Annotated in this window: 18 protein-coding genes; 7 read left to right on the plus strand and 11 right to left on the minus strand. The window is 43.6% G+C overall.

Annotated features, from left to right (window positions below):
- Nucleotides 1-8: 8 nt before the first annotated feature.
- The gene (locus ACZ1GZ_RS02025) at nt 9-1,688 is read right to left on the minus strand and encodes an FHA domain-containing protein (protein ID WP_472666756.1); all 1,680 of its coding nucleotides are present in this window, start codon (nt 1,686-1,688) and stop codon (nt 9-11) included.
- 210 nt (nt 1,689-1,898) lie between these two features.
- Here ACZ1GZ_RS02025 and ACZ1GZ_RS02030 point away from each other — a divergent pair, with 210 nt between their 5' ends.
- The 6 genes from ACZ1GZ_RS02030 (at nt 1,899) to ACZ1GZ_RS02055 (ending at nt 11,219) form a co-directional block, all read left to right on the plus strand.
- The gene (locus tag ACZ1GZ_RS02030) at nt 1,899-4,397 is read left to right on the plus strand and encodes a serine/threonine protein kinase (protein ID WP_472666757.1); all 2,499 of its coding nucleotides are present in this window, start codon (nt 1,899-1,901) and stop codon (nt 4,395-4,397) included.
- Between the two features lie 20 nt (nt 4,398-4,417).
- Nucleotides 4,418-5,980: an FHA domain-containing protein gene (locus ACZ1GZ_RS02035; RefSeq protein WP_472666758.1), complete on the plus strand. Its 1,563-nt coding sequence runs from the start codon at nt 4,418-4,420 to the stop codon at nt 5,978-5,980.
- Nucleotides 5,981-6,025: 45 nt separating this feature from the next.
- Nucleotides 6,026-6,562 (plus strand): FHA domain-containing protein, encoded by a 537-nt coding sequence (locus ACZ1GZ_RS02040; RefSeq protein WP_472666759.1) that lies wholly within the window; start codon nt 6,026-6,028, stop codon nt 6,560-6,562.
- Complete coding sequence (locus ACZ1GZ_RS02045; protein WP_472666760.1) at nt 6,559-7,365, plus strand: PP2C family protein-serine/threonine phosphatase; 807 nt, start codon at nt 6,559-6,561, stop codon at nt 7,363-7,365. Before ACZ1GZ_RS02040 ends, ACZ1GZ_RS02045 begins: the two co-directional genes overlap by 4 nt.
- Nucleotides 7,366-7,627: 262 nt before the next feature.
- The gene (locus ACZ1GZ_RS02050; protein WP_472666761.1) at nt 7,628-10,255 is read left to right on the plus strand and encodes an ATP-binding protein; all 2,628 of its coding nucleotides are present in this window, start codon (nt 7,628-7,630) and stop codon (nt 10,253-10,255) included.
- Nucleotides 10,256-10,466: 211 nt separating this feature from the next.
- Nucleotides 10,467-11,219 (plus strand): hypothetical protein, encoded by a 753-nt coding sequence (locus ACZ1GZ_RS02055; RefSeq protein WP_472666762.1) that lies wholly within the window; start codon nt 10,467-10,469, stop codon nt 11,217-11,219.
- Between the two features lie 146 nt (nt 11,220-11,365).
- Here the strand turns inward: ACZ1GZ_RS02055 and ACZ1GZ_RS02060 are convergent, their stop codons facing one another.
- The 4 genes from ACZ1GZ_RS02060 to ACZ1GZ_RS02075 all read right to left on the minus strand — a co-directional run bounded on the left by ACZ1GZ_RS02060 (nt 11,366) and on the right by ACZ1GZ_RS02075 (nt 17,472).
- Nucleotides 11,366-14,158: a bifunctional aconitate hydratase 2/2-methylisocitrate dehydratase gene (locus tag ACZ1GZ_RS02060; protein WP_472666763.1), complete on the minus strand. Its 2,793-nt coding sequence runs from the start codon at nt 14,156-14,158 to the stop codon at nt 11,366-11,368.
- 213 nt (nt 14,159-14,371) lie between these two features.
- Nucleotides 14,372-14,875: a hypothetical protein gene (locus ACZ1GZ_RS02065; RefSeq protein ID WP_472666764.1), complete on the minus strand. Its 504-nt coding sequence runs from the start codon at nt 14,873-14,875 to the stop codon at nt 14,372-14,374.
- A 19-nt stretch (nt 14,876-14,894) separates the two neighbouring features.
- Entirely contained in the window at nt 14,895-15,317 is a 423-nt protein-coding gene (locus ACZ1GZ_RS02070) for a hypothetical protein (RefSeq protein ID WP_472666765.1), read from the minus strand.
- 205 nt (nt 15,318-15,522) lie between these two features.
- The gene (locus ACZ1GZ_RS02075; protein WP_472666766.1) at nt 15,523-17,472 is read right to left on the minus strand and encodes a putative bifunctional diguanylate cyclase/phosphodiesterase; all 1,950 of its coding nucleotides are present in this window, start codon (nt 17,470-17,472) and stop codon (nt 15,523-15,525) included.
- A 380-nt stretch (nt 17,473-17,852) separates the two neighbouring features.
- On the opposite strand from ACZ1GZ_RS02075, the gene ACZ1GZ_RS02080 reads away from it, so the two are divergent.
- A complete protein-coding gene (locus tag ACZ1GZ_RS02080) occupies nt 17,853-19,364 on the plus strand; it encodes a malonate--CoA ligase (RefSeq protein ID WP_472666767.1) in 1,512 nt (503 codons plus the stop codon).
- A gap of 35 nt (nt 19,365-19,399) precedes the next feature.
- Here ACZ1GZ_RS02080 and ACZ1GZ_RS02085 read toward each other — a convergent pair whose 3' ends face one another.
- The 6 genes from ACZ1GZ_RS02085 to ACZ1GZ_RS02110 form a co-directional block, all read right to left on the minus strand.
- Complete coding sequence (locus ACZ1GZ_RS02085) at nt 19,400-19,807, minus strand: WYL domain-containing protein (RefSeq protein WP_472666768.1); 408 nt, start codon at nt 19,805-19,807, stop codon at nt 19,400-19,402.
- Between the two features lie 131 nt (nt 19,808-19,938).
- A complete protein-coding gene (locus ACZ1GZ_RS02090; RefSeq protein ID WP_472666769.1) occupies nt 19,939-21,231 on the minus strand; it encodes an amidohydrolase family protein in 1,293 nt (430 codons plus the stop codon).
- 31 nt (nt 21,232-21,262) lie between these two features.
- A complete protein-coding gene (locus tag ACZ1GZ_RS02095; protein ID WP_472666770.1) occupies nt 21,263-22,207 on the minus strand; it encodes an ABC transporter permease in 945 nt (314 codons plus the stop codon).
- Nucleotides 22,204-23,253 (minus strand): ABC transporter permease, encoded by a 1,050-nt coding sequence (locus ACZ1GZ_RS02100; protein WP_472666771.1) that lies wholly within the window; start codon nt 23,251-23,253, stop codon nt 22,204-22,206. Before ACZ1GZ_RS02100 ends, ACZ1GZ_RS02095 begins: the two co-directional genes overlap by 4 nt.
- Nucleotides 23,243-24,766: an ABC transporter ATP-binding protein gene (locus ACZ1GZ_RS02105; protein WP_472666772.1), complete on the minus strand. Its 1,524-nt coding sequence runs from the start codon at nt 24,764-24,766 to the stop codon at nt 23,243-23,245. The genes ACZ1GZ_RS02100 and ACZ1GZ_RS02105 overlap by 11 nt, the downstream gene beginning before the upstream one ends.
- Nucleotides 24,763-26,169 (minus strand): amidase, encoded by a 1,407-nt coding sequence (locus tag ACZ1GZ_RS02110; protein ID WP_472666773.1) that lies wholly within the window; start codon nt 26,167-26,169, stop codon nt 24,763-24,765. Before ACZ1GZ_RS02110 ends, ACZ1GZ_RS02105 begins: the two co-directional genes overlap by 4 nt.
- Between the last annotated feature and the right edge of the window lie 4 nt (nt 26,170-26,173).

Here is a 26,173-nt window from a genome sequence, read left to right on the forward strand (position 1 = left end):
ACCAAGGACTAAATTTGTTGCGATAAATTTAGTTCCGTGTCTCCAAATTTTATTTTTCGTGTTCGTTCAATTGATTGCGGCACCTGGCCCACTTGGTTTGAATCCGCGTAAGTACCATTTGCAGAATTCAGATCTTTTAGGCACAGCATTCCATCGTTGTTAAAACCAATTACCGCATGATGTCGCGAAACAGCGTCATCGGTAATGACAAAATCATTACGGATATCTCGACCAATTCGGCAAATTTCAAAAAAATCATCGGAAAAGTCTGCATGCTCGTTGCTAATTGATTGCTGCAGTGTTTGGCCCCGCTGATCAAAACCAGATAACAACCATTTTCGAATTGGGTAATGCTGCGCGGCTTGCTTGGATGAAAGCTTCCTGTTTTCAAACTTGAACTCAAGATTACCTAGTTGAATTTCATCACCATGATGAAGAACAACACCATGAGTTTGAGACGCTTTTCTACCATTCACTTTTGTACCATTTGTCGAATTCAAATCGTGTAAAACCCAGTCTCCCGTTACCAAAGCGATACGCGCATGTTTTCGCGATATAGACGGGTCCTTTATAACAATATCCGCCTCGTTGGATCCGCGCCCGATATTGAGCATAGTTTGTCCCATTTCAACAAAATCTGAGAGTTCAAATTTATCGCTCGTTGTTATGCCCGAGAGTGAAACGATCTGCCTTTCGACCACCTCATCAGCATGATCTGCAGTGAGGTCAATTTCTGTAAGTGGAACATGAATATTTTCAACATCGATATCGCTGAACGAGTTTCGTGTTCTAAAAAACGCGATTGCAAAACCAGAAAATGCAACAAGGGTTGTCAAACCTAATCCAGAAATCTCCAAAAGATCATAGCCAGCATGACAAGCGCCGCTTCTAGAAGAATACGGAATACTTTTTTCGTGAAGAGCTAACAGTACTTCTTTAATGTGAACTGCAAATTCTAGATCACCCGTTTCATTAAATAGTAGATCTCGATCATTGCGAATAGAACTAATAAGATCTTTGCCAGAAATACGAGACCTCGTACCTAAAGTGTTAACACCAATAACGCGGGCACAATTATCAAATAATGGACCTCCGGAATTCCCCGGATTGATATTGGCGCTATGCTGAATGGTTAGCCTTTGAACCGTTGGCACCAATCTTTGCAATGTTCCGCGGGAAATGGTTGGATCGAGATAGGTTTTCACCATCTGCTCATTATCAATAACGTTCTCAGTTAAAGCTTTGGCGACATCATCTGCAACACCAGGGAAACCGATCGCGGTGACGTCTTCAGATTTTGTCAATTCCGTTTCAGCGATTGAAGCTAATTTTACACTGGCGCCTTCAAGTGGAGAAGTTGTTTTCAGTAACGCAAGATCTTTATCCGAATTGAACCAAATTATTCGCGCATCAACGCGCGTAAGTGCACCATCTTTCATGAAAGGAATTCTAATTCGACTAGCATTGTCGATCACATGATGATTGGTAATCAAATATCCCGGATTGGCAACTTTAAAGCCTGAACCATGACCAGTTGAGGTCTCGATACGATAGACGCCTTGCTCGACATCACCATTGCCAGCAAACATGATCGCAAGCAAAATTGTGAGCAGAAGAACAACAGCAGATACTGCCACCCAATGAAATGGCTTACCTTTATTTAACAAAGCTAAATTTGAAACCGTCAACCCATGCCCCAAAATGTAAAAAGTTACGCTTCTTATCTAGCAATGTTTCTCGCCAAGGTGCAATAAAAAAGTTAGTTTCATTTTATGTACTTGCTGAAGTTGTGCGAGCAAAAATTGCATAAATTAGGCATAATGTACTTAATGCTTGATTTTCACATATTACAAATTTAACTTCATCTAGGTGTTGTTGGGGAATTATAAGCGGAACAGATGGATAATCGTAATGCGTTAGAAGCGGGTACAATGCTCCGGCACTACCGCATAGATTCTGTGATCGGTCAGGGTGGTTTCGGCATTACCTACGCCGCCTATGACACTGAATTGCATAGAAAAGTTGCCATTAAAGAGTGTTATCCTAAAGACTTTGTATCCAGAGATGGAACAACTGTTGTACCAACAAGCAGCACGGAAGAAGTTGATTTCAATTGGGCGCTGGGAAAGTTTGTTGATGAAGCAACAACGCTCGCCCTTTTCAAAAACAACGGCATCGTGCAAGTTCTGCAAATCCTAAAAGAAGAGAACAATACTGCTTATATGGTATTGGAATTCATCGACGGCAAACCATTCAACACTTGGCTGAAGGAATTCCCAGGAAAACCGAGTGAACAGCAGCTTAAAAGGGTAATCACACCTCTACTAGATGCACTTGAAGTCGTCCATGAAAATCAAATCGCCCACCGGGACATTGCGCCAGACAATATTTTCATTCGCGGCGATGGCGATGCGGTACTTTTAGATTTTGGCGCGGCACGACAAACCTTCACCCAACAAAGCCGCACAATGAATTTAATTGTGAAGGATGGCTATTCTGCACCAGAGCAATATTATGCGGAAGGAAAGCAAGGCCCTTGGACTGATATTTATGCGTTTGCAGCAACTCTTTATCGGGCTATATCTGGTAAGAAACCAGTTGATGCCATGGCACGTCTGGACGCATTTAATAATGGTGAAGACGACCCACTTGAGCCACTGCAAAAATATGCCGGTGATCTATATTCTGAAGCATTTTTGTCAGCGGTTACAAAAGGTATGACCCCGCAAACTAAGTTGCGCCCTCAAAACTTGTCAGAGTGGCGCGCACTCTTAATGGCCGATTATATCGAGGATGATGATAAAACTGTACTGTTTAATCCCGGCACCTATCAACCAACAAAGGAAAATGATGGGTCAAACTCAAAAACTCCCTTGGGTAAGTTTGCTATTGTTTTCGCACTTTTGATCGCGGCCATTTTAGGTGGTGGTTATTGGTATAACGATCAACAGAATAAAAAGGCAGAAGCCATAGCTCAAAAAGAGCGTAATGAAAGACTTGCAGTTCAAGCAGAAGCTGAAAGACAAGAACAATTACGACGAGAAGCCGCGGCGGCAGCACAAGCTGTTGCACAAAGGGAAGCAGAGGAACGTGAAGCTCGAAAAAGGGCCGAGCAAGCCGCTGCAATTGAAGCAGAAAAACGCCGACAAGAACAAGAAAAAATTCAACTTGCAAAAGCTGCTCAACATGCTTGGGAAACCGTTTCACAACTTGATACACGCCAAGGATATCGGGATTATTTAGCTAAATATAGCTTATCTGCAAACGCAGACAGCGCAGAAGAAGCTTTGCGCGCGCTATCTAACCCGTGGACGCATTTGGTTGACGACAATGGTGCGGCAGAAAGAGGGCGCGCCGTTGCGGCCAACGAAGAGTTTATTGCCGTAGCTGTTGAGGCCCATCATCAAAACAATAACGGAACCCAAGGGGTAATTTACAAATACTCCTGGGGTGGAAAACTAATCTGGAAACAAGAGTTTGGCGATCAAAAGGACGAAGTTTTAGAGGATCTTACAATCTTAGACGATGGATCAATCGTTGTTGTTGGACACTCCAGCAAAGGTGTTTCTAGCCCAAAAACCGGGATCATCCGCAGCTATAGTTCAGATGGAAACCTAAATTGGGAAAATGAATTTTCACGTGATTTCAGTATAAAACTTAATGCAATTACTCAATTGCCAGAAGGCGGCTTAGCACTGGCTGGCACCAAAGAAGATTCTCAAAATAATGCTGAATATGGCTGGCTGGTAAAGCTAAATGATTTTGGTGATTTCCTACTTGAGAAGACATTTGGTGAAGGTGGTAGAAATGGGTTTTCAGATATTCGCTCATTTGCAAATGGCAATCTGGCAGTAATTGGCAACGCGCAACCTGAAACTGAACCCAAAAGCAAATTTTGGCTCTTAAAATTGGATTCAAGCTTTAATGTAATCATGGATCACTCCCCTTCATATGGGGAAATGAGTTCTTTAGAAATCAGCAATGATGGCACATTTTTCGCAGTTGGTAACATTAAACTATCAGAAACTGCGCAATTAAGTATGGCCTCTAAAGTGACACGAGATAATAAGATACAGCCAATTGTCAGCACAAATAAAATGGACACAAAATCCAGTGCAATTGCGATATCACGGTCGAATGAAGTCTTCATTACGGGTCAAACCCTGCAGAAAAATTCCGGCCAGAATGATGGACTAATTACCAAATACAGCTCGGATTTTAAAGAAGTGCTCTGGGAGCGTGTTTTAGGTGGAACCGGGCAAGATATCATCACCGATATAACCGTACTTTCTGATGGAACGGCAGTTGTTGTCGGCAGCAGCGAAGTTCAAAAAAACAGCGGCAGTGATTTCTGGATTATGAGACTTGGCCCATCAGGCCAATATAAATTGAATTAGATTGAATGAGAGTGGACGAAATGGGCAACATTAAATTAACATATGATTTGGGTGGCAAAAGCATACATAGATTGACTTATCTCATGTCTGTTTTTGCGTTGGTTGTTGGTGGATTTTTGACATCCTCACCACTTACTAATGCTGCTGAACTTATTATGCAGTGTGACCACACCCAAGATCAGGAAACATCAGAAAACACATCGTTAAGCTGTGACTTTCGTCTAACTGAACCACGACAATTAGAAGAACTCGCCTTCACCGCAAATGGTGAAGTATTAAAAGGTACTGAATTTCAATCATTTTCCGATGGAGATGAAAAGAGCGCCTGGCTTTTCCTGATCGACCGATCAAACCCTCGTCGCGCACAAACTGTTGCAAGAAATGTTGATCTTGTTAGAGGCCAATTGCGAAATATTTCACCGAAAAGATACATAGGTGTTGCAACATTTGCCAGTGATCTGACAATTGTTATGCCTCCCGCTTCAAATCACGACGGCATGGAAGCAAAGCTTTCAAGCATTATAGCCGATGGGGCAGCAACGGAATACTTTGCAAACGCTCTGGAAGCGATCGAAATTTTGGATAACGTAGACGCCGAACGCAAAGTACTAATCATTATGTCAGACGGCAAAGCGGAAGACACCGCATATTCGCGCGATGACGTTGTAAAGGCTGCAAAAGAAAATGGCGTAACAATAATTGGCCTTGGATTTGCTGAAAGTGCAACGGAAACGCCTGCATTGCAGGAAATAGAAAGACTTGCAGAAGAAACAAACGGTTACTATGCCTCCGTGGTCGGCGCAGAAGCATTCTCTTCTGAATTCCTATCAAGTTTGCCTCGCTACATTGAAAATGGTGGAACCATCAAAGCACCGGTCCAAGCACTTTCTGGCATGGTAGAAGCAGGTCTGTCTGTAACCGTTGCGGGTGGACAAGTATTTTCCACAAAACAAACTGTCGATCTTGGGGAACCTGCACCTGTTGAAGAAGCAGAACCGGAACCAATGCCTTTGTCATTGATTGCAAAAATTTACGCGATTGCGGGAGGTGAAGACGGCAAAGCTGCGTTGTGGGCAGAAGCAAACAAACCTCTTGCCTGGGCCTTATTGATCGCATTAGCCGCTATTATTCTTGCCATCATTTATGTTTTAGCTTTCCGCAAAAATAATGAGGACACTGACTATATTGATTTAACTGATGATGAAAATCAAGACGACTTTCACACAGATGAAAGTGGCGAAAGCGCCTTGGATGATGACGATTCAACACGTGTGGTAGACGCTGTTGATACCGCAACCAGCTATTTTGAAGTCGTTGGAAGTGAAGACACCAAGTTCGAAATTACAGCACAATCATTATCCATTGGCCGTCATTCAGACAATGACATTCAACTCAGTAATGATTCCGTTCACCGACATCACGCGCATTTTCATGTATCGCCTCAAGGGACACCAACAATCCATGATTTAAACACAACAAACGGAGTTTATATCAATGGCGAAAAGAAAGACAAAGCGGAGATAAAATCAGGTGATGTTGTAGAATTTGGCGAAGTCCGTTTGCGCTTCGTGTCAGAAAATTAAAATTATGACCGGCAGCTAAATAGCACTGCCAAGGGAGAAATTAAAATGAGTGATGAAAACGAAACAAGAATTATCAAACCAAGAAGGGATCCTTCAGCAGACGCAAACGAAGCGGCAACAAAACTGCACAATGAAGCGGATAAAATCCAAGAGGATGAACAAGTTACCACACGCGTAATTTCAAGCTCACAGACACTTCAACCGACACATTCTGACGCCCAAGATGAGTATGAACTCACTGCTGGCTGGCTTGTTGTGGTGGAAGGACCGGGCCGCGGTTGCTCCCGTGAGGTCTATTTCGGAATGAACAGTATCGGCCGTAATAACAGCGAACGAATCCCGTTAGATTATGGAGATTCATCGATCTCTCGCGAAGCACATGCCTATATTGTTTTCGATGACAAACAAGGGGACTTTTACATTCAACACGGCGGAAAATCTAATCTTATCCGCTTAAATGATCGTCCTGTTCTTGCACCCGAAAGCCTTAAACGTGGCGACATTATTGAGATGGGAAATACAAAACTGTTATTTGTTCCCCTCTGTGATGAGAACTTTAGCTGGAAAGAAGATGCGGTTTGAGCAAAGTACGCATTGACTTTGCAGGCGCCCAGTCAATAGGCGCTAGAAAAAATCAAGAGGATGCGTATGCCCTGCATCCTTCGCCAGAATGCGATCACCTCATTTGTCTGCTTGCCGACGGCATGGGCGGTCACGAGGCTGGGGAAGTTGCATCAGAATTAGCTGTGAGTACCTTTGCAAATGGAATCACAGTAAATGGTGCACCCGAGCAGGTGTCGTTTATGCCTTTATTGGATAGCGCAAACCGAGCGATCGCGAGCGAAGTTAATGAAAACCCAGACCGAGCCGGCATGGGTTGCACATTTGTTGCATTAGAAATAATTGGCAATGCTTATAGCTGGATCAGTGTAGGCGATTCACCATTATTTTTAATGCGCGATGGCAAAATCAAGCGAAAAAATGCTGATCATTCCATGGCAAGCCGTTTGGATGCAGCCGCAGCGATGGGAGAAATCACCTGGGAAGAAGCTAAGCAATCACCAGATCGAAATGCGCTTTTGTCAGCTCTAACCGGAGATAAAATTTCCCGATTAGACATCACGAAAGAACCGCAAACTTTAAAAGAAAACGACTGGCTGATCCTCGCAAGTGATGGACTTGAAACTCTGGATAACGAGTTCATTGCAACGACTATTGGTAACGTTGCCAGCCAATATGCCAAAGATGTCGTTGATGCATTAATGCAAGCCATTACTGATAAAGCTGCGCCCAAGCAAGACAACACAACTGTTATTGTCGCAAGGCTAACGACACAGGATTTGGTAGAACCCGACGATGTGATCACGCGACCGATCCGCCAATAATATAATCGAAGATCATCCCAACTGCAGCTATTGCTATGTAAGAGAAACCTAACCAACATGCATTGGTTGTATCAAGCTGACCATCACCAACATTCACAACTATAAGTAATATTATCTTAATCGTTCAATATTAACCTAAAAGCATGTTTTTATAACAGCTTAACCTAATGGCCCAACGTGGAGCATTAAGATAAACCCAATCAAGTTCAAATACAGCGCAAGCTTAATCTGCTCGATTTTAATCTCACTTGTTCTCATTTTAATGAGCACAATGTTGAGCCATGCTCAGCAAGTTGAAGGTGGAGAATTAATAGCAGCACTTGCCACTGATAGAACCATCTGGATGCTTTCATGCGCAGTCCTAGTTTTATTTATGCAGGCAGGATTTTTGCTGTTGGAAGCTGGTTCTGTCCGAACAAAAAACGCGATCAATGTCGCACAGAAAAACATCGCAGATTTTATTCTATGCAGTGCGGTTTTTTCACTGATTGGCTATCAGCTTGCATTTGGCACCAGCAATTCATCCTTTTTTGGGTTCGGTGGATTAGATTTAGTGGCAAGCAACGGCAGCATAATGGTGATGCTGATTTATCAGCTTGGTTTTTGTGCAACGACAGCAACGATTGTCTCCGGAGCTGTTGCTGAGCGCATGACTTTCTTGGGTTATTTGCTGTTCACAGCAATAATTGCCGGCATCATATACCCGATATTTGCCCATCAAGTTTGGGGAAATACACTTATAACCAACAACCCAGCTTATTTGGCAGACAAAGGCTTTATTGATTTCGCAGGCTCCTCAGTTGTTCACGGTACAGCTGCTTGGGTGGCACTCGCTGCCATACTCATCATCGGCCCTCGTATCGGTAAGTTTAGCGATGATGGCAAACCTCAAAATATTCATGGTTCATCCTCAGTGCTCGCTCTACTTGGCGCAATTATATTGCTAATTGGCTGGATTGGCTTTAATGCGGGCGCTGTTGAGTTGGATGGGGTGTTACTACCCACCGTCATATTATGCACTATTCTTGCGGCGGTGTTTGGCGCCCTTGCCGGCATGCTTGTTGGGTTTATTAAAGACAATAAGCGATTTGTACCGAGTGCGACGATAAATGGTATGCTAGGTGGACTAGTTGCCATTACAGGTGGAGTGTCAACCGTATCACTGGATGGTGCAGTCATGATCGGAACAATCGGTGGTCTGGTTGCGCTTGTAGGTTCAATCATAATCGAACGAAAACTGAAGCTTGATGACCCACTTTGTGTTGTTGCAGTGCACGGTTTAGCCGGTGTTGCCGGCATTTTAATGATTGCATTTGTTGGCGATATTGCCGCGATGAAGAATGGATCAAGGTTTGCGCAATTCATGGTTCAGATTGAAGGGGCTGCGATAAACTTTATATTCTCATTTGGTATTGCCTTTATTGCTCTTAAAATCATCAGTTTGTTCACGCCATTAAGGGTGAGCCAAGACAGCGAAATAGCTGGATTGAACAGTTCCGAACATGGTGTTTCACTCGGTATTGATGCGCTTAGATCAGCCATTACAGATGGGTTTGCAATAAAAGACGGGAATCCATCAGCGCTTCAAGACTTTAGATTAGATGTAAAAGACGGTGAAGATAACGCGGAAGTCTCTGTCGCATTCAACACCGTGCTCGATAAATATTCCAACACAATCGAAGAACTTGATGGCATGAGATTAAAAGCGGAGATCGCAGATAAGACCAAATCTGAATTTTTAGCAAATATGAGCCACGAAATCAGAACGCCTATGAACGGCATTATTGGAATGGCTGAATTATTAAATTCTACTACACTCGATTCAAAACAAAAAATGTTCACGGATGTTATTATCAAATCCGGCAGCTCTTTGGTCAGCATTATCAACGATATACTGGACTTTTCAAAGTTAAATGCCGGGCAAATGGAACTCGATTGCGAACCATTCCACTTGATCGACACAGTGAGTGATGTCGCAACACTGTTGCAAACAAAAGCCAATGAAAAGAACATTGATATTCATGTTCGCATTAACCCGGAAATTCCGACCATGTTGATTGGAGATTCAGGGCGGTTGCGCCAGATACTGATGAACCTTGTGGGAAACGCGGTTAAATTCACCGACAATGGCCATATTTATATCAATGTGTGCGGCAAGACCGACGATGCTAAAATGGTGAAATTGGAGTTCACTGTCACAGATACAGGTGTTGGGATAAGTGAAGATCAATGCGCTGATGTGTTTAAACAATTCTCGCAGGTCGATACATCAAGTACCCGTAAACATGATGGAACAGGTTTGGGTTTATCAATTGTGTCATCAATTGTTGAGTTGATGGCAGGTAAGGTTGGCGTGATCAGTCAGAAAGGCGAAGGTTCAACTTTCTGGTTCAACATTGATTTACCCAGTGTTGAGAACACAAACCAATCACAAGATATGAGCAGTGTCATCCAGGGTGCGCGCGCTGTTGTTATCGAAGAGAATGCGTTAGACAGCGCAATTTTAGATGAGCAGCTTAAACACTGGCATCTCGATAGTGCCGTTTGTGACAACGCACGTGAAGGCTTGGAGCTTTTACGCACGACCCAGGCCAATGACCTCAACGTGGATGTCATAATTTGGGGATTAGATACACATCCAAATTCAAATTCAAATACAACACTCATTCAAGAGCTGATCTGCGATCCCAAATTACAACAAATACCACTTATCCTACTAGCCCCAATGGGCAGCTCTTTGCCAATGCATTTAATAAGACGCCATCCTTGCACAATACAGCTGGCAAAGCCTTTGCGACCTCATATATTGAAAGCGCAAATAACCGAAACGATGATAAAACAAAACCAATTGTCATCAGATAAATTTGGTAACGAAAGTTTATCGGCTTAGATTATCGGCCAGATACGACGAGCACGATGCTAGCATAAGCGCTCTTAAACAGCACAAGGCTTATATTACGCACAGCTTCTATAATGCATTCCCGTCAAAGCCCCTTCCCAAGCCTGGAAAGTGACAGTATTGTGACACTATAACTTCTCACATAAATAGACCGATCGCATGTGAGACGAAGTGTTGGCCGGAATTGAAATTGTAAACTGCAATGTTAGCTGAAATATGTAAAAAGTTGATCGCTGAGAATGTCGCTGGCGCTGTTCGCTTTCAAGCGATGGATCACATATATTGGCTAAAATCGTCCGGTGAGGAAAAAGACAATCTTGTCCGGCGGGTATCCGTTTTTTTGGCAAAATATAAAGCCTTATCTTTTTTCGACACCAAAGCGATTTGGAGCAGCACCGAACGGATACAGCACGAGAAAAAAATACTCCATTATCTTAATGGAAAAGGGTTCGCGGCTCCAAAAATTGAATATGAAGGCACCGGATTTTTTGTCACGTTAGACGAAGGTGTACCGCTCAACATTATTGATCATACGCGGATCAACCAAGGCATCATTGACGATCTTTTTACGCTTGTACATGAACTCCACAGCCACAACATAGCTCACGGCCGTCCAACGCTAAGGGATATCGTTCTTGATGAAGATAACCAGCTTTTTCTTTTGGACTTTGAAGAAGCCATCATTGATCCGACAGATCAGCAAATGGCGCGTGACATTTTCATTCTGCTAATGGAATTAAGTGACATTGAAAGCATCACCGAAGAGCAGAAAACGAAATCCCTGTTGGCATGGAAGGACAAGACTTCACAACAAGTATGGGAGCAGTTCCTCAAAATTACCCGCTTCCTGCAAACCTTTGTATTCTTGGCGCATTTAGTCCGGTTCTTTAAAAGAAGAAATCGATTAAGCCGACAGATGATCACGACATTAAGGATGTTGAAGAAGATCACTTAACAATTGCACCAAAGCTTTGTCATTTAATTTCTATTCGGTTCAAATCATCCCGTTGCATAAAAATACCTCGCCCATAATGAGCGAGGCATGATTAATCTATCAAATTCACATCCCTTTACCAAAACTTGATCGGGATGATCATAATCTTAGTAATGTGCTGATAATGTATCTGGTGACTTCTGCGCAGGTGGTGCAAACTTCGTTAGATCAATACCCTCAACAGCAGTCTTATATTCTTCAAGCGTTGGCGTACGCCCTAGAATTGCAGACAACACCACAACAGGCGTTGATGCGAGCAGTGATTCACCAGCTTTTTCCGCTGAATCTTCAACAACACGACCTTTGAAGAGACGTGTAGATGTTGCAAGAACCGTATCACCTTTTGCAGCTTTTTCCTGGTTACCCATGCAAAGGTTACAGCCCGGACGCTCAAGATAAAGAATATTTTCATATTCGGTTCGCGCCTCACCTTTAGGCGCATTATCATTAAACTCAAAGCCCGAATATTTCTGAAGAACGGCCCAATCGCCTTCTTCCTTTAACTCATCAATGATGTTGTAAGTTGGAGCGGCGAGAACCAATGGCGCATTGAATTCAACTTTGCCATATTTCGCCTCAAGATTACGCAACATCTGCGCTACAATCTTCACGTCGCCTTTGTGGACCATACAAGAACCAACAAAACCAAGGTCAACTTCTTTTTCTGCTTTATAGAATGAGATTGGTCTGATCGTATCATGGGTATAACGCTTTGAGACATCGATGTTGTTCACATCAGGGTCAGCAATCATAGGCTCATTAATTTCATCAAGATCAACAACAACCTCGGCAAAATACTTCGCATTCGCATCTGGTGTTAATGCTGGTTTTTCACCTGATTTGATCTCGTTAATGCGCTTATCTGCAATATCGATCAAGCCCTGTAACATTTGAGCATCGTTATCCATGCCCTTCTCGATCATGATTTTAATGCGGCTTTTCGCAATTTCCAAAGACTGGATCAAAGTGTCATCTTCTGAAATACAGATCGAAGCTTTCGCTTTCATTTCCGCAGTCCAGTCGGTAAATGTGAATGCCTGGTCGGCAAGCAAAGTGCCGATGTGAACTTCAATGATACGACCCTGGAAAACGTTATCTCCAAATTGCTGAAGCATTTGTGCTTGCGTTGCATGCACAACATCACGGAAATCCATGTGTGATGCCATTTCACCTTTAAATGTCACCTTTACTGATTCAGGGATCGGCATATTAGCTTCACCTGTGGCCAGCGCCAACGCAACAGTCCCAGAATCCGCACCAAACGCTACACCTTTTGACATGCGCGTATGGGAATCACCACCGATAATAATTGCCCAATCATCAACAGTGATGTCATTTAAAACCTTGTGAATAACATCCGTCATAGAATGATAAACACCTTTAGGATCACGTGCAGTGATAAGACCAAATTTATGCATAAATGCCATAAGTTTTGGCGTATTTGCTTGTGCTTTTAAATCCCAAACAGATGCCGTGTGGCAACCAGACTGGTAAGCACCGTCAACAGTTGGCGATAGTACAGTTGCCGCCATCGCCTCAAGTTCCTGCGACGTCATCAAGCCTGTTGTATCTTGCGAACCAACAATATTCACTTTAACGCGAACATCAGACCCAGCATGAAGTTTCACGCCTGGAGTTGTACCAATCGCATTTTTATTAAAGATCTTTTCAACCGCTGTTAGGCCTTGACCTTCATGAGAAATTTCTTTTGAAGGCGCAAACGCTGATTTGTACTCAACACCAAGTGCATCACATGCAAAGCTCTGCAATTTCTTACCAAACACAATTGCATAAGATCCACCAGCTTTCATGAACTCAACTTTTTGCGGAGTGAATGATGCTGACATATCAACTAGCTCTTCATCACCATCCGCTGAATAAAGTTTTTTCTCTTTTGTATTGATGGTCAATACTGTTCCTGTTTCAACGGAATATTTTTGTTCCAAAACAGGGCTGTCATCATTGTTCAAAATAGGCTTGCCATCAGCATCCAGTTTCTTAACCCAGTTTTTAAGATCAACACCGATACCGCCTGTCACACCAACAGTTGTAAGGAAAATTGGTGAAATGCCGTTAGTTCCGGCAACAATTGGCGCAATATTTACAAACGGAACATATGGGCTTGCTTGTCTACCAGTCCAAAGTGCAACATTGTTGACACCAGACATGCGAGAAGATCCCACACCCATCGTACCTTTTTCAGCAATCAACATAACTTGCTTATCAGGATGCTGAAGTTTTAATGCTTGAATTTCCTTTTGAGCGCTCTCAGAAATCATACATTTACCGTGCAATTCACGGTCAGAACGCGAGTGCGCCTGATTACCAGGCGACAAAAGGTCCGTTGAGATATCACCTTCCGCAGCAATATATGTGACAACTTTTACTTCGTCGTCAATGTCAGGAAGCTTTGTGAAAAATTCAGCGGCGGCATAACTCTTAAGTACATCTTCAGCAACTTTATTGCCAGCATCATATGCTTCTTTAAGACGGCTTGTATCAGCGTCATACAAGAATACCTGCGTTTTTAAAACTTCTGAGGCTTGTTCAGCAATGTCAGCATCATCACCCAAAGAAAGATCAAGCAATACTTCAACAGAAGGGCCACCTTTCATGTGAGTTAGAAGCTCAAACGCGAAAGTTTGTGAAATTTCTTCAACTTCCGCCTGTCCTAGAATAATTTCTTTTAAAAATTTAGCCTTTGAACCCGCAGCAGCTGTTGTGCCTGGCAAAGTGTTATAGATGAAAAATTCCAGTGAATCTTTTCTATGCTCATGATCAACATCTTTGATTTGAGCGATGATTTCTTCAAGAAGCGCACTGTCCTCAATTGGTTTAGGATGAAGTCCTTGTTCTTTTCTCGCGTCAATTTCGTTCAAATAATCTGTATATAAGCTCATGAGTATCCTGCTAAATTTGTGCCATTGAAAGTTTGGCCGGTGGTGGGCAAACCCAGAATTTGTTGGCTTCACGCCTCACGCGCATGGATATTTCACTTCATACGCTCTGGCAAGGCTAATATCGCAATAAAATACGCGAAATCGCACCCTAGAGCTGATTGTTACAGCTTTAGGGTGGAAATCCTATCGACTATATATACCAATTATGTGGGATTAACCCACGACATAAAGCATATGCTTGCTTGATGAATTGGTTGGTTTTCTCTTTCCCAAGGAAAACCGATGGGCAAAAGAAAGCCCGGCATGGATGATTGCAGGATCATTTCTGCCAAAGGCAAGAGACTGTATTGCTACTCGCGCATTTTGTGTTTCATCGCGTCGCATATAATGCAGCATACTGATAAACGCCTCCTCATCCGAAGTCGCATATAGCTTGGCATTTGGGCACAATGGGTCTTGCACATGTAATCCTTTTGGTCGGCATCTGGAAACAGCCTGAATAACCTTCATCAGCGCATAAGCCGTCGACAAGCCGATTCTTTCACCCCAACGTTCTGCTGCAATCATATAGGCGTGCTGCCAATTGTGTTGCTCTGGTATTTCATAACTTTTTGAAAAATGACGCAAAACTGCCAACAAGCCCAATTCAAAATCATCATAAGGCAAATTTTTAAGCCGTATTAAATCATCAGAAACACTAGCGAGTTGAGTTTTCATTATATTTTCTCCCAATCAACTACTTGCTGATTGATTTAACGATCGACTTAAAAACACCCTCTGTTTTTGCATCATCGTTGATCAACTCAGACAATTTATCGATTGCCGTTTTTACTGCTTTGGTATCTGCACCTTCACAAAGCAACATAAGAGGGACATTTGCCATTGTGTTTTGTCCCTTAAAGACGCTTATGATTGCTTCCATCAGATAGCGCTCACAATCCAAAAGACTTCGTGCGCATTTTTCACATCCTGGATTTATAAACAAAAATGGGTTCTCTCGACTGACACGAACAGTCTGCAATACCCGCAACATCGCAAAGCCGATATCACGCCCTTTTTCTAAACCATATTCACCCTTAGAAATGCTCATCGCAGTTTCCCAATGAGATTGGCTGCCTTCGGCAAAAGCGAGCAGAAAATAACGAAACGCCTTTAACATGTCCCGTTCTGATTTATGGAGAAATCGAGTTGCATTGCTAGTCGTCATGACATGGCTTTCATAAATTCATTTTAACTTGACTAATTTTGTCATGTTTATTCTTAAAAGCAAATATGATTAAAATAGTCAAGTTTTATTTTGCGATCACGTTCTATGAAAATCAGAACCTAAAAAAGTACAAATGGCTATGAGTTTAGAACATCAACTATTGCAATGCACGGAGTGGGGTCACCGTTTCTTTGATAAATTGCGATACTTTGTGTTCGGGCATCGGCTCTGAGAAGAAGTAACCTTGAACAAGCTGTCCACCGCAGCTATCGATCACATTCAGCTCATCCTCTGTTTCAACGCCCTCAATGACACATTGCAAATTCATATCTCGGCTCAATGCGAGCAAAGATTTGACAATCTTGTAACTCGCCGGCTTTTGATCAATTTGTGCGACAAAACTACGATCGATCTTTATTTTTGTAAGTGGCAATGCGTGCAGGTGGCTAAGGCTTGAGAAACCCGTACCAAAATCATCAAGTGCAATGCCGCAACCCAATGACTTTAACAGCTGAATTGAAGATTGTGCTTGCTCAAAATCAAACATCGTTGCAGTTTCCGTGATCTCAAGATCAATTCGTTTGGGATCAATGTCTGATTTCCGGATAATATTAAATATCTTCATCGCAGCCGTTGGTGAAGAGATATCTTTTGCAGAAAGATTAAACGATAATCTGATATCTTTTGGCCAAGTAGAGGCAGCATCAAGCGCTTTATTTAGAAGCACCTCTGTGAGCCGCGTTATCAGCCCGGTTTTCTCAGCGATAGGTATAAATTGAGCCGGTGACACCTTACCCAAAATTGGCCCATCCCAACGCGCTAACGCTTCAAATGCGACGGTTCGCGATGTATCAAGATCAACAATGGGCTGGTAGAAAACAGCAATCTCCTGCTCCAAATTTGCATCTGACAAAATGAGTTCAATTTTAGAATCGGCTTCAATTTCTTTAATGTGCGAGTTGCAAAATATCACTACATCGCCACGATTGGTTTTCTTACCGTGATAAAGAGCATAATCAGCGCGCTCATATAATTCATTAGAGCTTGCGGCCAAGTCCGGATAAACAGCAAATCCAATTGACCCGGAGATCTGAACGCTTGTGTCTTGCAAGCTAAATGGGGTGCGCAACATGGTGCAAATCTCGCGCCCCAACTCCAGCAATTCTTCATTTTTGAGCTGATTTCTGATGATCAACGCAAACTCATCACCACCCAAACGCGCAATTGATATATTTTGCTCAGCCAGATCCGAAAGACGCGCACCTACCTGTGTTAAGAGACTGTCACCAATAGCATGGCCGTAAAGATCATTAATCGGCTTAAAGCCATCAAGATCAATTATACCAACTGTGAGCTGATTACCGCGTCGTTCAGCCTTTGAAAATTCCAAATTCAAATGGGTAAAAAACTGTCTGCGATTTGCAAGCCCGGTCAAATGATCTAGATTAGCAAGTTTCGCATTTTCTTTATTCACCGCCTCAAGTTCAACCCGGGCGTCAATCATATTGGCAAAATTGCGTGATTGAGCCGTGGTGACCATCAATAAAGTCACGGTCACTAGAACCATGTTTCCAGAAATAATTATGAAGGACGCAATACCTGTTGTGCCGAAAAACAAAACAAAGGGCACATTGACGCTCAGCGCTATGATAAGCGCTGCAGAACGAAGTTGCTGCAAACATATGATAACGCCCACACCTGTGATTGCCATAAAAAATGCAATGTGACCCTGCATGAAGCTATTCCCATATGGAAACAGCATCAACGACCACGCGGTCAGCATCATGGTAAAAGCACCCGATAAAATATTGGTACGTATCAACATTTTATGTGCTGATTCAAAACTCGGAGCAATCTTACGAGATCTCAACCAGCTTAAAATTCTGATCCCACAAACAAAGGTAATTCCTACGGGAATATGAAAGGATAACCAATTAGGTGCCTCACCATAAAAGCTCACAGCCAGCGCCCAGGTATTGATAAGTAATACCGTATACATCAGCGGAACTTGTGTTGAAAATAATGCAAATTGTGCCTTAACAAGCTCTTTGTTCTTTGTATCCAGAACAAATTGCGAGACAACAAACTTGAGCGCGGCTCTAACCAATAATTTTATTCCCCGCACGCTTCTTCACAACCGACTTTGAAGACTACACAATGCAAATCTCACCCTCACCCTATAAGATGTTGATTAATCAATACTTTAAAAACGTTGCAAAGACTTGTAGACGGGCTGTGACACATAAGATCTTAGAAACTTGATATAACATCGTAACATCACATACTTTTAATCAGTCCCTACACAGCACTATCAAACGCGCACCACATGGACCAAAGTATGTGCATGGCGGACAAGAACTGCAGCACTTGACCCTAATAGATAAAACCTGTTTTGCTGTGATAATTTGCTAGCCATTAAAAGCCCCAATCCGCTAAAGAGAAGGAAATAGAACTCAACTTTAGTCCTAAGCGGTCGGGAGGCATGTCATGGCAAATCCACTTTATGATGAGTTGTTTGGTAGACATAATGGGAGTTCCACTGTCTTTTTGGAACTATCTGATGGGCAAACCATAACCCATGACGATTTTTTAAAAACCAGCGCACAATTTGCAAATACGTTTCGAAAGCTTGGCATAAAAGCAGGAGACAGGATTGCTGTACAAGTTGAAAAGTCCCCGCAATGCTTGGCTATTTATGCCGCATGCGCACAAAGCGGTGTAATTTTTCTTCCGCTTAATACCGGTTATACAGCCAGTGAAGTTGAATACTTTATCGAAAATAGCGGTGCGCGTCTGGTCATTTGCGATGATAAAAACCATACAGAATTAACACCCATCGCAAAATCGTTAAACTCATCCATTGAAACCTTAAACATTGATGGTACGGGTTCACTAATACAAAAAGCCAAGTCAGAGCTTGAAGAATTTGATACCGTTGATCGCACACAAGATGATTTAGCGGCAATCCTGTATACCTCCGGCACAACAGGGCGCTCAAAAGGCGCTATGTTGACACAGGAGAATTTGCTTTCAAATGCAAAAACATTAGTAAAATCTTGGAAATTTACGTCCGATGATGTCTTATTGCATGCATTGCCGATTTTTCACACGCATGGGCTTTTTGTTGCGACAAACATCTCATTGCTAGCGGGCAATGAAATGATATTTCTACCCAAATTTGATTTGGACAAGATATTATCGTCGTTGCCCAAAGCAACAACCATGATGGGTGTCCCAACATTTTATACCAGACTGCTAGGTGATGAACGTTTCACATCGCAATTGGCCCAACATATGCGCCTGTTTGTGTCAGGCAGCGCGCCGCTGCTTGCCGAAACACATATTGAGTTTGAAGCTAGAACCGGCCACAGAATTCTCGAACGTTACGGCATGACTGAAACCAATATGAATACGTCCAATCCCTATGATGGAGAGCGGCGAGCAGGCACAGTTGGTTTTGCCCTTGATGGAACGGATTTAAAAATCACAGATAGTGAAACGGGAAAGGAGCTTCCTGCTGGAGACATCGGGCTGATTGAAGTACGCGGTCCAAATGTATTTAAAGGCTACTGGAATATGCCAGAAAAAACCGCTGAAGAATTACGCCCAGATGGGTTTTTCATCACTGGTGATTTAGGAAAAATTGACAATGATGGATATCTGCACATCGTTGGGCGCAACAAGGATCTAATAATTTCAGGTGGTTTTAACATCTATCCCAAAGAAATTGAATTGCTGCTTGATGACGAAACCAATGTGCTTGAAAGCGCAGTTATTGGTGTTCCACATCCGGATTTCGGCGAAACCGTTATTGGTATTTTGGTTGCCAAACAAAACACTAATATCGATCTGAACAGCGTGCAGGAGAATATAGCAAAATCATTAGCGCGTTTTAAACAACCCAACAAATTGATTGTCGTTCCAGAATTACCACGCAACACAATGGGAAAAGTTCAAAAAAACGCGCTCAGAGAGCAATATAAAAATCTCTTCATGTAACCTATTAGGCAATGCATGATTTAAACAGCCAAATGCTATTCGCAGATATTCTCTTTAATAAAACAATTGGATCCAATACAACCATTCCAACCAGCATCTTTCACCGATTGAGATTTTTCACTAAAGGTTCCTTCAATCACATCAACGGACTTTATTTTATCAAATCTGAATATCCGTTTAGAGGCATAATCACGGCCTTTGGTGCAGCCCCTATGCTGCCAACCATGCATGTATAATTTGCCATTATTGCCAATCGCGACTTGGTGAACATCTATAAGACGCGGCAAACAACCCTTGCTAGCATCTTGGTCATAAACCAATTCAATCGTTTGGCCACTTTCTGCAGCTTCACATAATTCAGCTTCAAATTTTGATTGCGCGGACACACTGGAATAAGAAAGTATCAGCGCAAACATGGCTGCTAAAATAGATGTAAACTTCAATACTTGCCCCTTTTCATAATCAACACAGATCATCTTATTCAGCTTTTCACATTTTGAAAAGCTGAGGCGGGAAAAGCGATCCCACGAACCGTAAAATAGAAGAAACACATCAAACCTAGAGGACGGCAAGCCTAGTGATTTCCAGGCACATAGTCGCGCGCCATATCGATAACACTCGGGCGTCCACTCAAAGACAACTCGCTTATTCTTGCAGGCGTTTGGCTTACAACTTTGCCACGTTTAAGAACATATAGGCGTGTCGGTTTTAACCGCAATGCTTCCACCACATCATTTACCTGCAAAATAACAAGATCAGCGTTGCAGCCAACTTCCAATCCGTAATTTTCCAGCCCCATTGTTTTAGCGGAATTCGTCGTAATGGCATTATAAATTTGTTTCTTGTCTTCAATACCACCCATCTGCGCCACATGAATGCCCATATGCGCGACTTCGAGCATGTCAGCTGATCCCATCGAATACCAGGGGTCCATGGTACAATCCTGCCCAAGAGAAACATTTAGACCTGCCTCCATCAATTCACGCACCCGGGTTAATCCACGACGCTTAGGAAAAGTATCGTGTCGACCCTGCAACATGATATTGATAAGAGGATTAGGAATTACATTCATTTCCGCCTCAGCCATGAGTGGAATAAGTTTTGACACATAGTAATTATCCATTGAATGCATGGATGTTAGGTGCGATCCAGCGACCCGCCCCTGCAATCCAAAACGAATTGTTTCAGCAGCAAGCGTTTCAACGTGCCGTGAGTTTGGGTCATCTGTTTCATCACAATGCATATCAACCGCTAAACCACGATCAGCCGCAATTCGACAAAGTGCTTCAACGGATTGGCGACCCTGATCCATCGTGCGTTCAAAATGCGGAATACCGCCGACGATTTCAACACCCATATCAAGTGCTTTGTTTAATGCTGCCACGCCATCGGCTGCGCGGTAATATCCATCCTGAGGAAACGCAACCAATTGCAAATCAATGTAAGGTGCCACGCGTTCCCGCACCTCAAGCATAGCCTCTGCTGTGACCAATTTTGGATCAGAGGTATCAACATGACTGCGAATGAAGAGCAAACCCTGGCTAACAGCCAAATCACAATATCTCATAGCTCGATCAACAAGCTCTTCCTTTGTCACAATCGGTCGCAGCTCTCCCCAAAGTGCAATGCCCTCAAGCAATGTTCCGGAAACATTCATCCGCGGTTTTCCAAGCGACAAAGTAGCATCCATATGAAAATGTGGATCGCAAAATGCCGGACTTAACAACCGACCCGACGCATCAATTTCTTGGCCGGCTTTACCATCGATCTTTTTTTCGATCGCTGCGATCTTTCCCCCTTTTATCCCAACATCAAATCCTGTTTGACCCGTTGTTAAATTGGCATTGCGGATAATAAGATCGAACATGTCTATCTCCAGTTCATTAAAATACGGGGCTTTATCGTTCACCGCGTCTAAACGGCTGCATGAGAGCTTGTGGCACGCGTGCGCGCCGGGCCATGACGGCAAGTGCTGTGATGGATAAAATGTAAGGGATCATCAAAAAGACCTGATAGGGTACGACACCGCTTAAAACCGTTTGCAAGCGGAATTGAAAACCATCAAAAAACGCAAACAACAACGCACCTAAAAGCGCATGCGATGGTCGCCAAGATGCGAAAACCACCAATGCTATACAAATCCAACCCCTGCCCTGGACCATTGTTGGGAAGAAACTGTTGAACGCTGATAGTGTTAAAAACGCCCCACCTATTGCCATTAAAGCGCTACCAAAAATGACACAGCCATAGCGAATGACAATGGGATTAATACCTTGTGCTTCTGCAGCATGCGGGTTTTCACCTGTCATTCGAATAGCCAGGCCTAGCGGCGTTTTAAAGATAATATAGGCCAGAACAAATGCCAAAACGATTGCTAAATATGTTGGTGGCGTTTGTGTAAAAAATGCAGGCCCAATAAACGGTAGAGATGAAAGACTGGGGATATCAATTGGCTGAAAGGCTTCAACCGTAGGCGGTGTACCAGCTACTGGCACCAAAAGCCTGAAAATATAATAGGAGAAACTTGAAGCAAACAACGTTACGCCCAATCCACTTACATGTTGAGATAACCCAAGTGTAACGGTAAAAAGTGCATGTAATAGACCGAAGACACCGCCTGAAATGGCCGCAATTAAAATACCGGTCCAAAGATCTGCTCCGTTGAAAACCGCCAACCAGCCAATCATGGCGCCAAAGGTCATGATACCCTCAATACCCAAATTTAAGACACCAGCTCTTTCGCACAATAAAGCACCCAACGTTCCAAAAATGAGAGGCGTTGCTATTCGCAAAACGGCAGCCCACAGCCCCGCTGATGAAAGTATGTCAATAATCTCACTCATCTGCGTATCCTATACTGGGTGAAAAATATCGCGACCAACATTGATAAGAGCGACAAGGCAACGGTGACATCTGCAATATACGTTGGGATTTCCATAACGCGGCTCATGCCATCTGCGCCCACAAACATTGTTGCGATAAACAATGCTGCTAAAATCACCCCAATTGGATTTAAGTTAGCAAGCATCGCAACAACAATACCGGAATATCCAAATCCAGGTGACAGCTCAGTTGTTACATAGCCTTGCACACCCATAACCTCTACGGCTCCCGCAAGACCTGCAAAACCGCCAGATATCATTGCAACAAATACCAAGGTTCTGCCCAATGGCACGCCCGCAAACACCGCAGCTTCAGGATTAAGACCTGCAGCACGAGATTGCAGGCCAAATACGGTGCGCGTCTGAATAAGATAGATAACAATTGCAAGCGTGATAGCGATAAATATTCCGATATGTAAGCGCGAACGAGATAACACCCGCGGCAACATTGCTTCATCTGCGACTGGGAGCGACTGCGGCCAACCAAAAGCCAAAGGGTCTTTCAGCACTGTATCAATCAGCATCGAGACAAATAAGATCGCCACAAAATTTAACAATAACGTTGTAACAACCTCATCCACTGAAAACCGTAATCGTAACCAAAGTGGAATGAGAAGTAAGATCATGCCCGCAATGGCACCACAAGCCAGCAAAATTGGAATTTGAATGATTGCAGGCAATCCTCCAACAAGTTGCGAGCTAACCGCGGAAACGGTGATCGCGCCTATATAAAGCTGCCCCTCTGCACCAATATTCCATAGTTTTGCACGAAATGCGATCGCGGCTGCCAAACCAGTCAGCATCAACGGAATAGCTCGAGTAAGGGTCTCAGTTGTTGAAAGCCGTGAACCAAAAGCACCTTTGACAATATTCCAATAGGCTTCAAATACCGGCGCACCAGCCAGTGCAATTAAGACACCTGAAAGTGCAAGAGCCGCTATCACCGCAATGATCGGAGTTGCTAAAATTAGCATTAATGGTTGGCGTTCACGCCGCTCAAACCTCATCGCGCACCTCCTGATCTGCCCATTCACCAGACATCATCAAACCCATTTTGCGCGCATCTGCATCCTCAGCGCTCACACTTGGTGATAAACGTCCACCAACAATGGCTTGAATGCGATCAGCCAATGCTAAAACTTCATCGAGGTCTTCTGAAATCAAGATTACACCTGTTCCATCTTTTCGCGCGTTTAATATCCGTTCATGCACCGCCGCTACAGCACCTTCATCAAGACCACGCGCGGGCTGAGCCGCTAACAAAATCCGAGGCTGTTTCAAAAGATTTCGGCCTAATATTAACTTTTGCATATTACCGCCCGACAGCAGCCTAATGCGTTTCGTTGAAGTCGCACCACGCACATCAAATGCGTCAATCACCTCATCAGCAAACTGCATGCCCGAGGCACGATCAACCAGACCATTTTTAGAAAACTCTGGCAGACGCTCAAGGATAGCATTTTCCCAGATGGCCATCTCACCAATAACACCTTCATGGTTTCGGTCCTCAGGAATTCGGCCAATGCCGAGCTCAACGACATCTGAAACCGTTAAATCTCCGACATCTTCATCAAACAATGAAATGGTACCCGCGGATCGTTTTGCCGTACCACTGAGCAATTGCGCAAGCGTTGCTTGGCCATTACCCGACACACCAATAATGCCTAACACTTCACCTTCACGAACATGAAAATCAACCTGTTTCAGGCGTTCCACGCCATCTTGCAACACTGATACACCACTTGCATTTAAGATGACATCTCCTGGCTTGGATGCCTCGCGCACTGGCCTCTTCACTTCCCGCCCGACCATCAATTCGGCAAGTTCGGATTTGCTGGTATCTTCAACCTGACGCTCAGCAACAGATTTACCCCCTCGCAAAACAAAAATACGATCAGCTGTTGCCATCACTTCATCTAATTTATGTGAAATGAAAATCAGGGATAAGCCCTGTTTGGCCATATCCTTAAGTGTGGAGAACATCTGTTCAGCTTCAATATTTGTCAGCACCGCTGTCGGTTCGTCCAAAACCAAAATTTGCGCATCATTATAAAGCGCTTTTAAGATCTCAACGCGCTGTTGTTCACCAACTGACAAATCTCCTAACCGCGCATCAGGATCAACAACAAGCCCAAAACGTTTTGAAATTTCAAGCAATTTTTTGCGAGCCGTTTTTGTATCAGTTGCGAAAGACCAAATGCCTTGGGTGCCTGTAATTACATTTTCAAGCACAGTAAGATTTGGCGCGAGCGAAAAATGTTGATGCACCATACCAATGCCGGCGCGTATGGCTTCACGCGGTTTTCCTTGCGGCAGCTCAGCGCCCATAACAGAGACTTTTCCTTCATCCGGCACATAGTGACCAAACAGGATATTCATGAGCGTGGTTTTACCAGCGCCATTTTCGCCAAGAAGAGCAACTATCTCTCCTTTTCCAAGGGTTAGCGAAATATTGTCGTTGGCTAGGTTGTCGCCAAAACGTTTGCTCACACCAGATATTTCAAGTGCATTTTCTGTCATCGATCCAATCCGGCGATAGAGTATTTATGTTGCCAGCGTAACTCAGTTTCCATTCGTGCAGCAAGACTTAGAAGTAGCTTCTCACAGCCCATTGGTGCTAAAAATTGAATTGGAAGCGGAAGCCCATTTGCATCCTCTCCAAACGGCATTGTTAATGCGGGAAACCCCGACACATTTGCAAGCGTCGCTAAGGGTGAAAAAGCCTTCATTCGCTCAAAGTGTAAATCAATATCAGAATGGTTGACCGGAAAAGATCCAATCGGTTTTGGTGGCGTTGAGAGCATTGGGGTCAAAAGACAATCAACATCTTCAAACACACGCCAAAGATCTCGGCTCACTAAAACCATTCGATTAAGAAGCTGCCACAACTCAACACCGCTTATATGCTTGCCTTTTTCAATGGCTGCTTGCGTAATTGGTTCAGATTCAGAAAAGTCCCAACCCGTAGACTTTTCAAGCTCTGCAAGATTGGTAACAATGATGGCCGCAAAAATGCGCGCACTTTCTTCAACCATATGCGATATTTGCACCCAGCTTAAAGGAACAACTTTATGCCCTTCAGCTTCCAAGAACCGCCCTGCCGCTTCAACTGCATTTAGTCGTTCAGAGTGAGTGGGATAACTCTCTCCAGTCTCCAAAAGCATGCCAATCCGGAGCCTTTGATCTTTTATTTCCAGAGGCGATGGATTTGGATATGGCCCTTTTACATTGCCAGAAATTGCATTGAAAATTTGAGACATATCGCGCACTGATCTACAAACAGCCAATTCACTGGCGATACCGCCCAAATGATTGGTAAACTGTGGACCTGATGGCACAGCACCACGACTTGGCTTTAAACCGATGAGACCGCAACATGCAGCGGGTACACGTATTGAGCCACCAGCATCTGTTGCATGTGCGATTGATACAATTCCTGATGCAACAGCGGATGCTGCACCACCGGATGAACCACCGGCTGATAAGTCAGGGTTTAAAGGGTTCCTGCATAACGGACCAACGCTCGGCTCGCTTGCAAGTGAGAGCCCAAATTCAGGACTTGTGGTGGTTCCAAAACAACACAATCCTGTCGCTCGGAACCGCGCTGCGAGATCTGAGTCTAAAGTCTCATCCATCGGAAGAATTTGCGATCCGGCGCGAACAGCAAACCCTTTAAAAGGGCCACCTAAATCTTTTGCTAAAGTTGGAACGCCGCAGAAAATCGCATCATTACTTTGCGAAGACGCAAGGACAGCTTGATCAACATCGTGGGCGGCTTGCATACCTTTGTCTGCAGAGGCGTAAACGACGGAACCTAAATGCGCATTTTCATTCAGCTTATCAAGCGAGGCTGCCATAGCCTCGCTCGCTGTTAGTTTATGACTACGAATTGCTTGCGCAAGTACAGTCGCGTCAGCTTGCATGGAA

The sequence above is a fragment of the Lentilitoribacter sp. JB5-8 genome (assembly GCF_055693385.1).

What these genes read in the sequence shown, in the direction of transcription:
- ACZ1GZ_RS02030 (WP_472666757.1), top strand. Translation starts at nt 1,899, where the DNA reads ATGGATAATCGTAATGCGTTAGAAGCGGGTACAATGCTCCGGCACTAC.
- ACZ1GZ_RS02035 (WP_472666758.1), top strand. Translation starts at nt 4,418, where the DNA reads ATGGGCAACATTAAATTAACATATGATTTGGGTGGCAAAAGCATACAT.
- ACZ1GZ_RS02040 (WP_472666759.1), top strand. Translation starts at nt 6,026, where the DNA reads ATGAGTGATGAAAACGAAACAAGAATTATCAAACCAAGAAGGGATCCT.
- ACZ1GZ_RS02050 (WP_472666761.1), top strand. Translation starts at nt 7,628, where the DNA reads ATGAGCACAATGTTGAGCCATGCTCAGCAAGTTGAAGGTGGAGAATTA.
- ACZ1GZ_RS02055 (WP_472666762.1), top strand. Translation starts at nt 10,467, where the DNA reads ATGTTAGCTGAAATATGTAAAAAGTTGATCGCTGAGAATGTCGCTGGC.
- ACZ1GZ_RS02060 (WP_472666763.1), bottom strand. Translation starts at nt 14,158, where the DNA reads ATGAGCTTATATACAGATTATTTGAACGAAATTGACGCGAGAAAAGAA.
- ACZ1GZ_RS02065 (WP_472666764.1), bottom strand. Translation starts at nt 14,875, where the DNA reads ATGAAAACTCAACTCGCTAGTGTTTCTGATGATTTAATACGGCTTAAA.
- ACZ1GZ_RS02070 (WP_472666765.1), bottom strand. Translation starts at nt 15,317, where the DNA reads ATGTTAAAGGCGTTTCGTTATTTTCTGCTCGCTTTTGCCGAAGGCAGC.
- ACZ1GZ_RS02080 (WP_472666767.1), top strand. Translation starts at nt 17,853, where the DNA reads ATGGCAAATCCACTTTATGATGAGTTGTTTGGTAGACATAATGGGAGT.
- ACZ1GZ_RS02090 (WP_472666769.1), bottom strand. Translation starts at nt 21,231, where the DNA reads ATGTTCGATCTTATTATCCGCAATGCCAATTTAACAACGGGTCAAACA.
- ACZ1GZ_RS02095 (WP_472666770.1), bottom strand. Translation starts at nt 22,207, where the DNA reads ATGAGTGAGATTATTGACATACTTTCATCAGCGGGGCTGTGGGCTGCC.
- ACZ1GZ_RS02100 (WP_472666771.1), bottom strand. Translation starts at nt 23,253, where the DNA reads ATGAGGTTTGAGCGGCGTGAACGCCAACCATTAATGCTAATTTTAGCA.
- ACZ1GZ_RS02105 (WP_472666772.1), bottom strand. Translation starts at nt 24,766, where the DNA reads ATGACAGAAAATGCACTTGAAATATCTGGTGTGAGCAAACGTTTTGGC.
- ACZ1GZ_RS02110 (WP_472666773.1), bottom strand. Translation starts at nt 26,169, where the DNA reads ATGCAAGCTGACGCGACTGTACTTGCGCAAGCAATTCGTAGTCATAAA.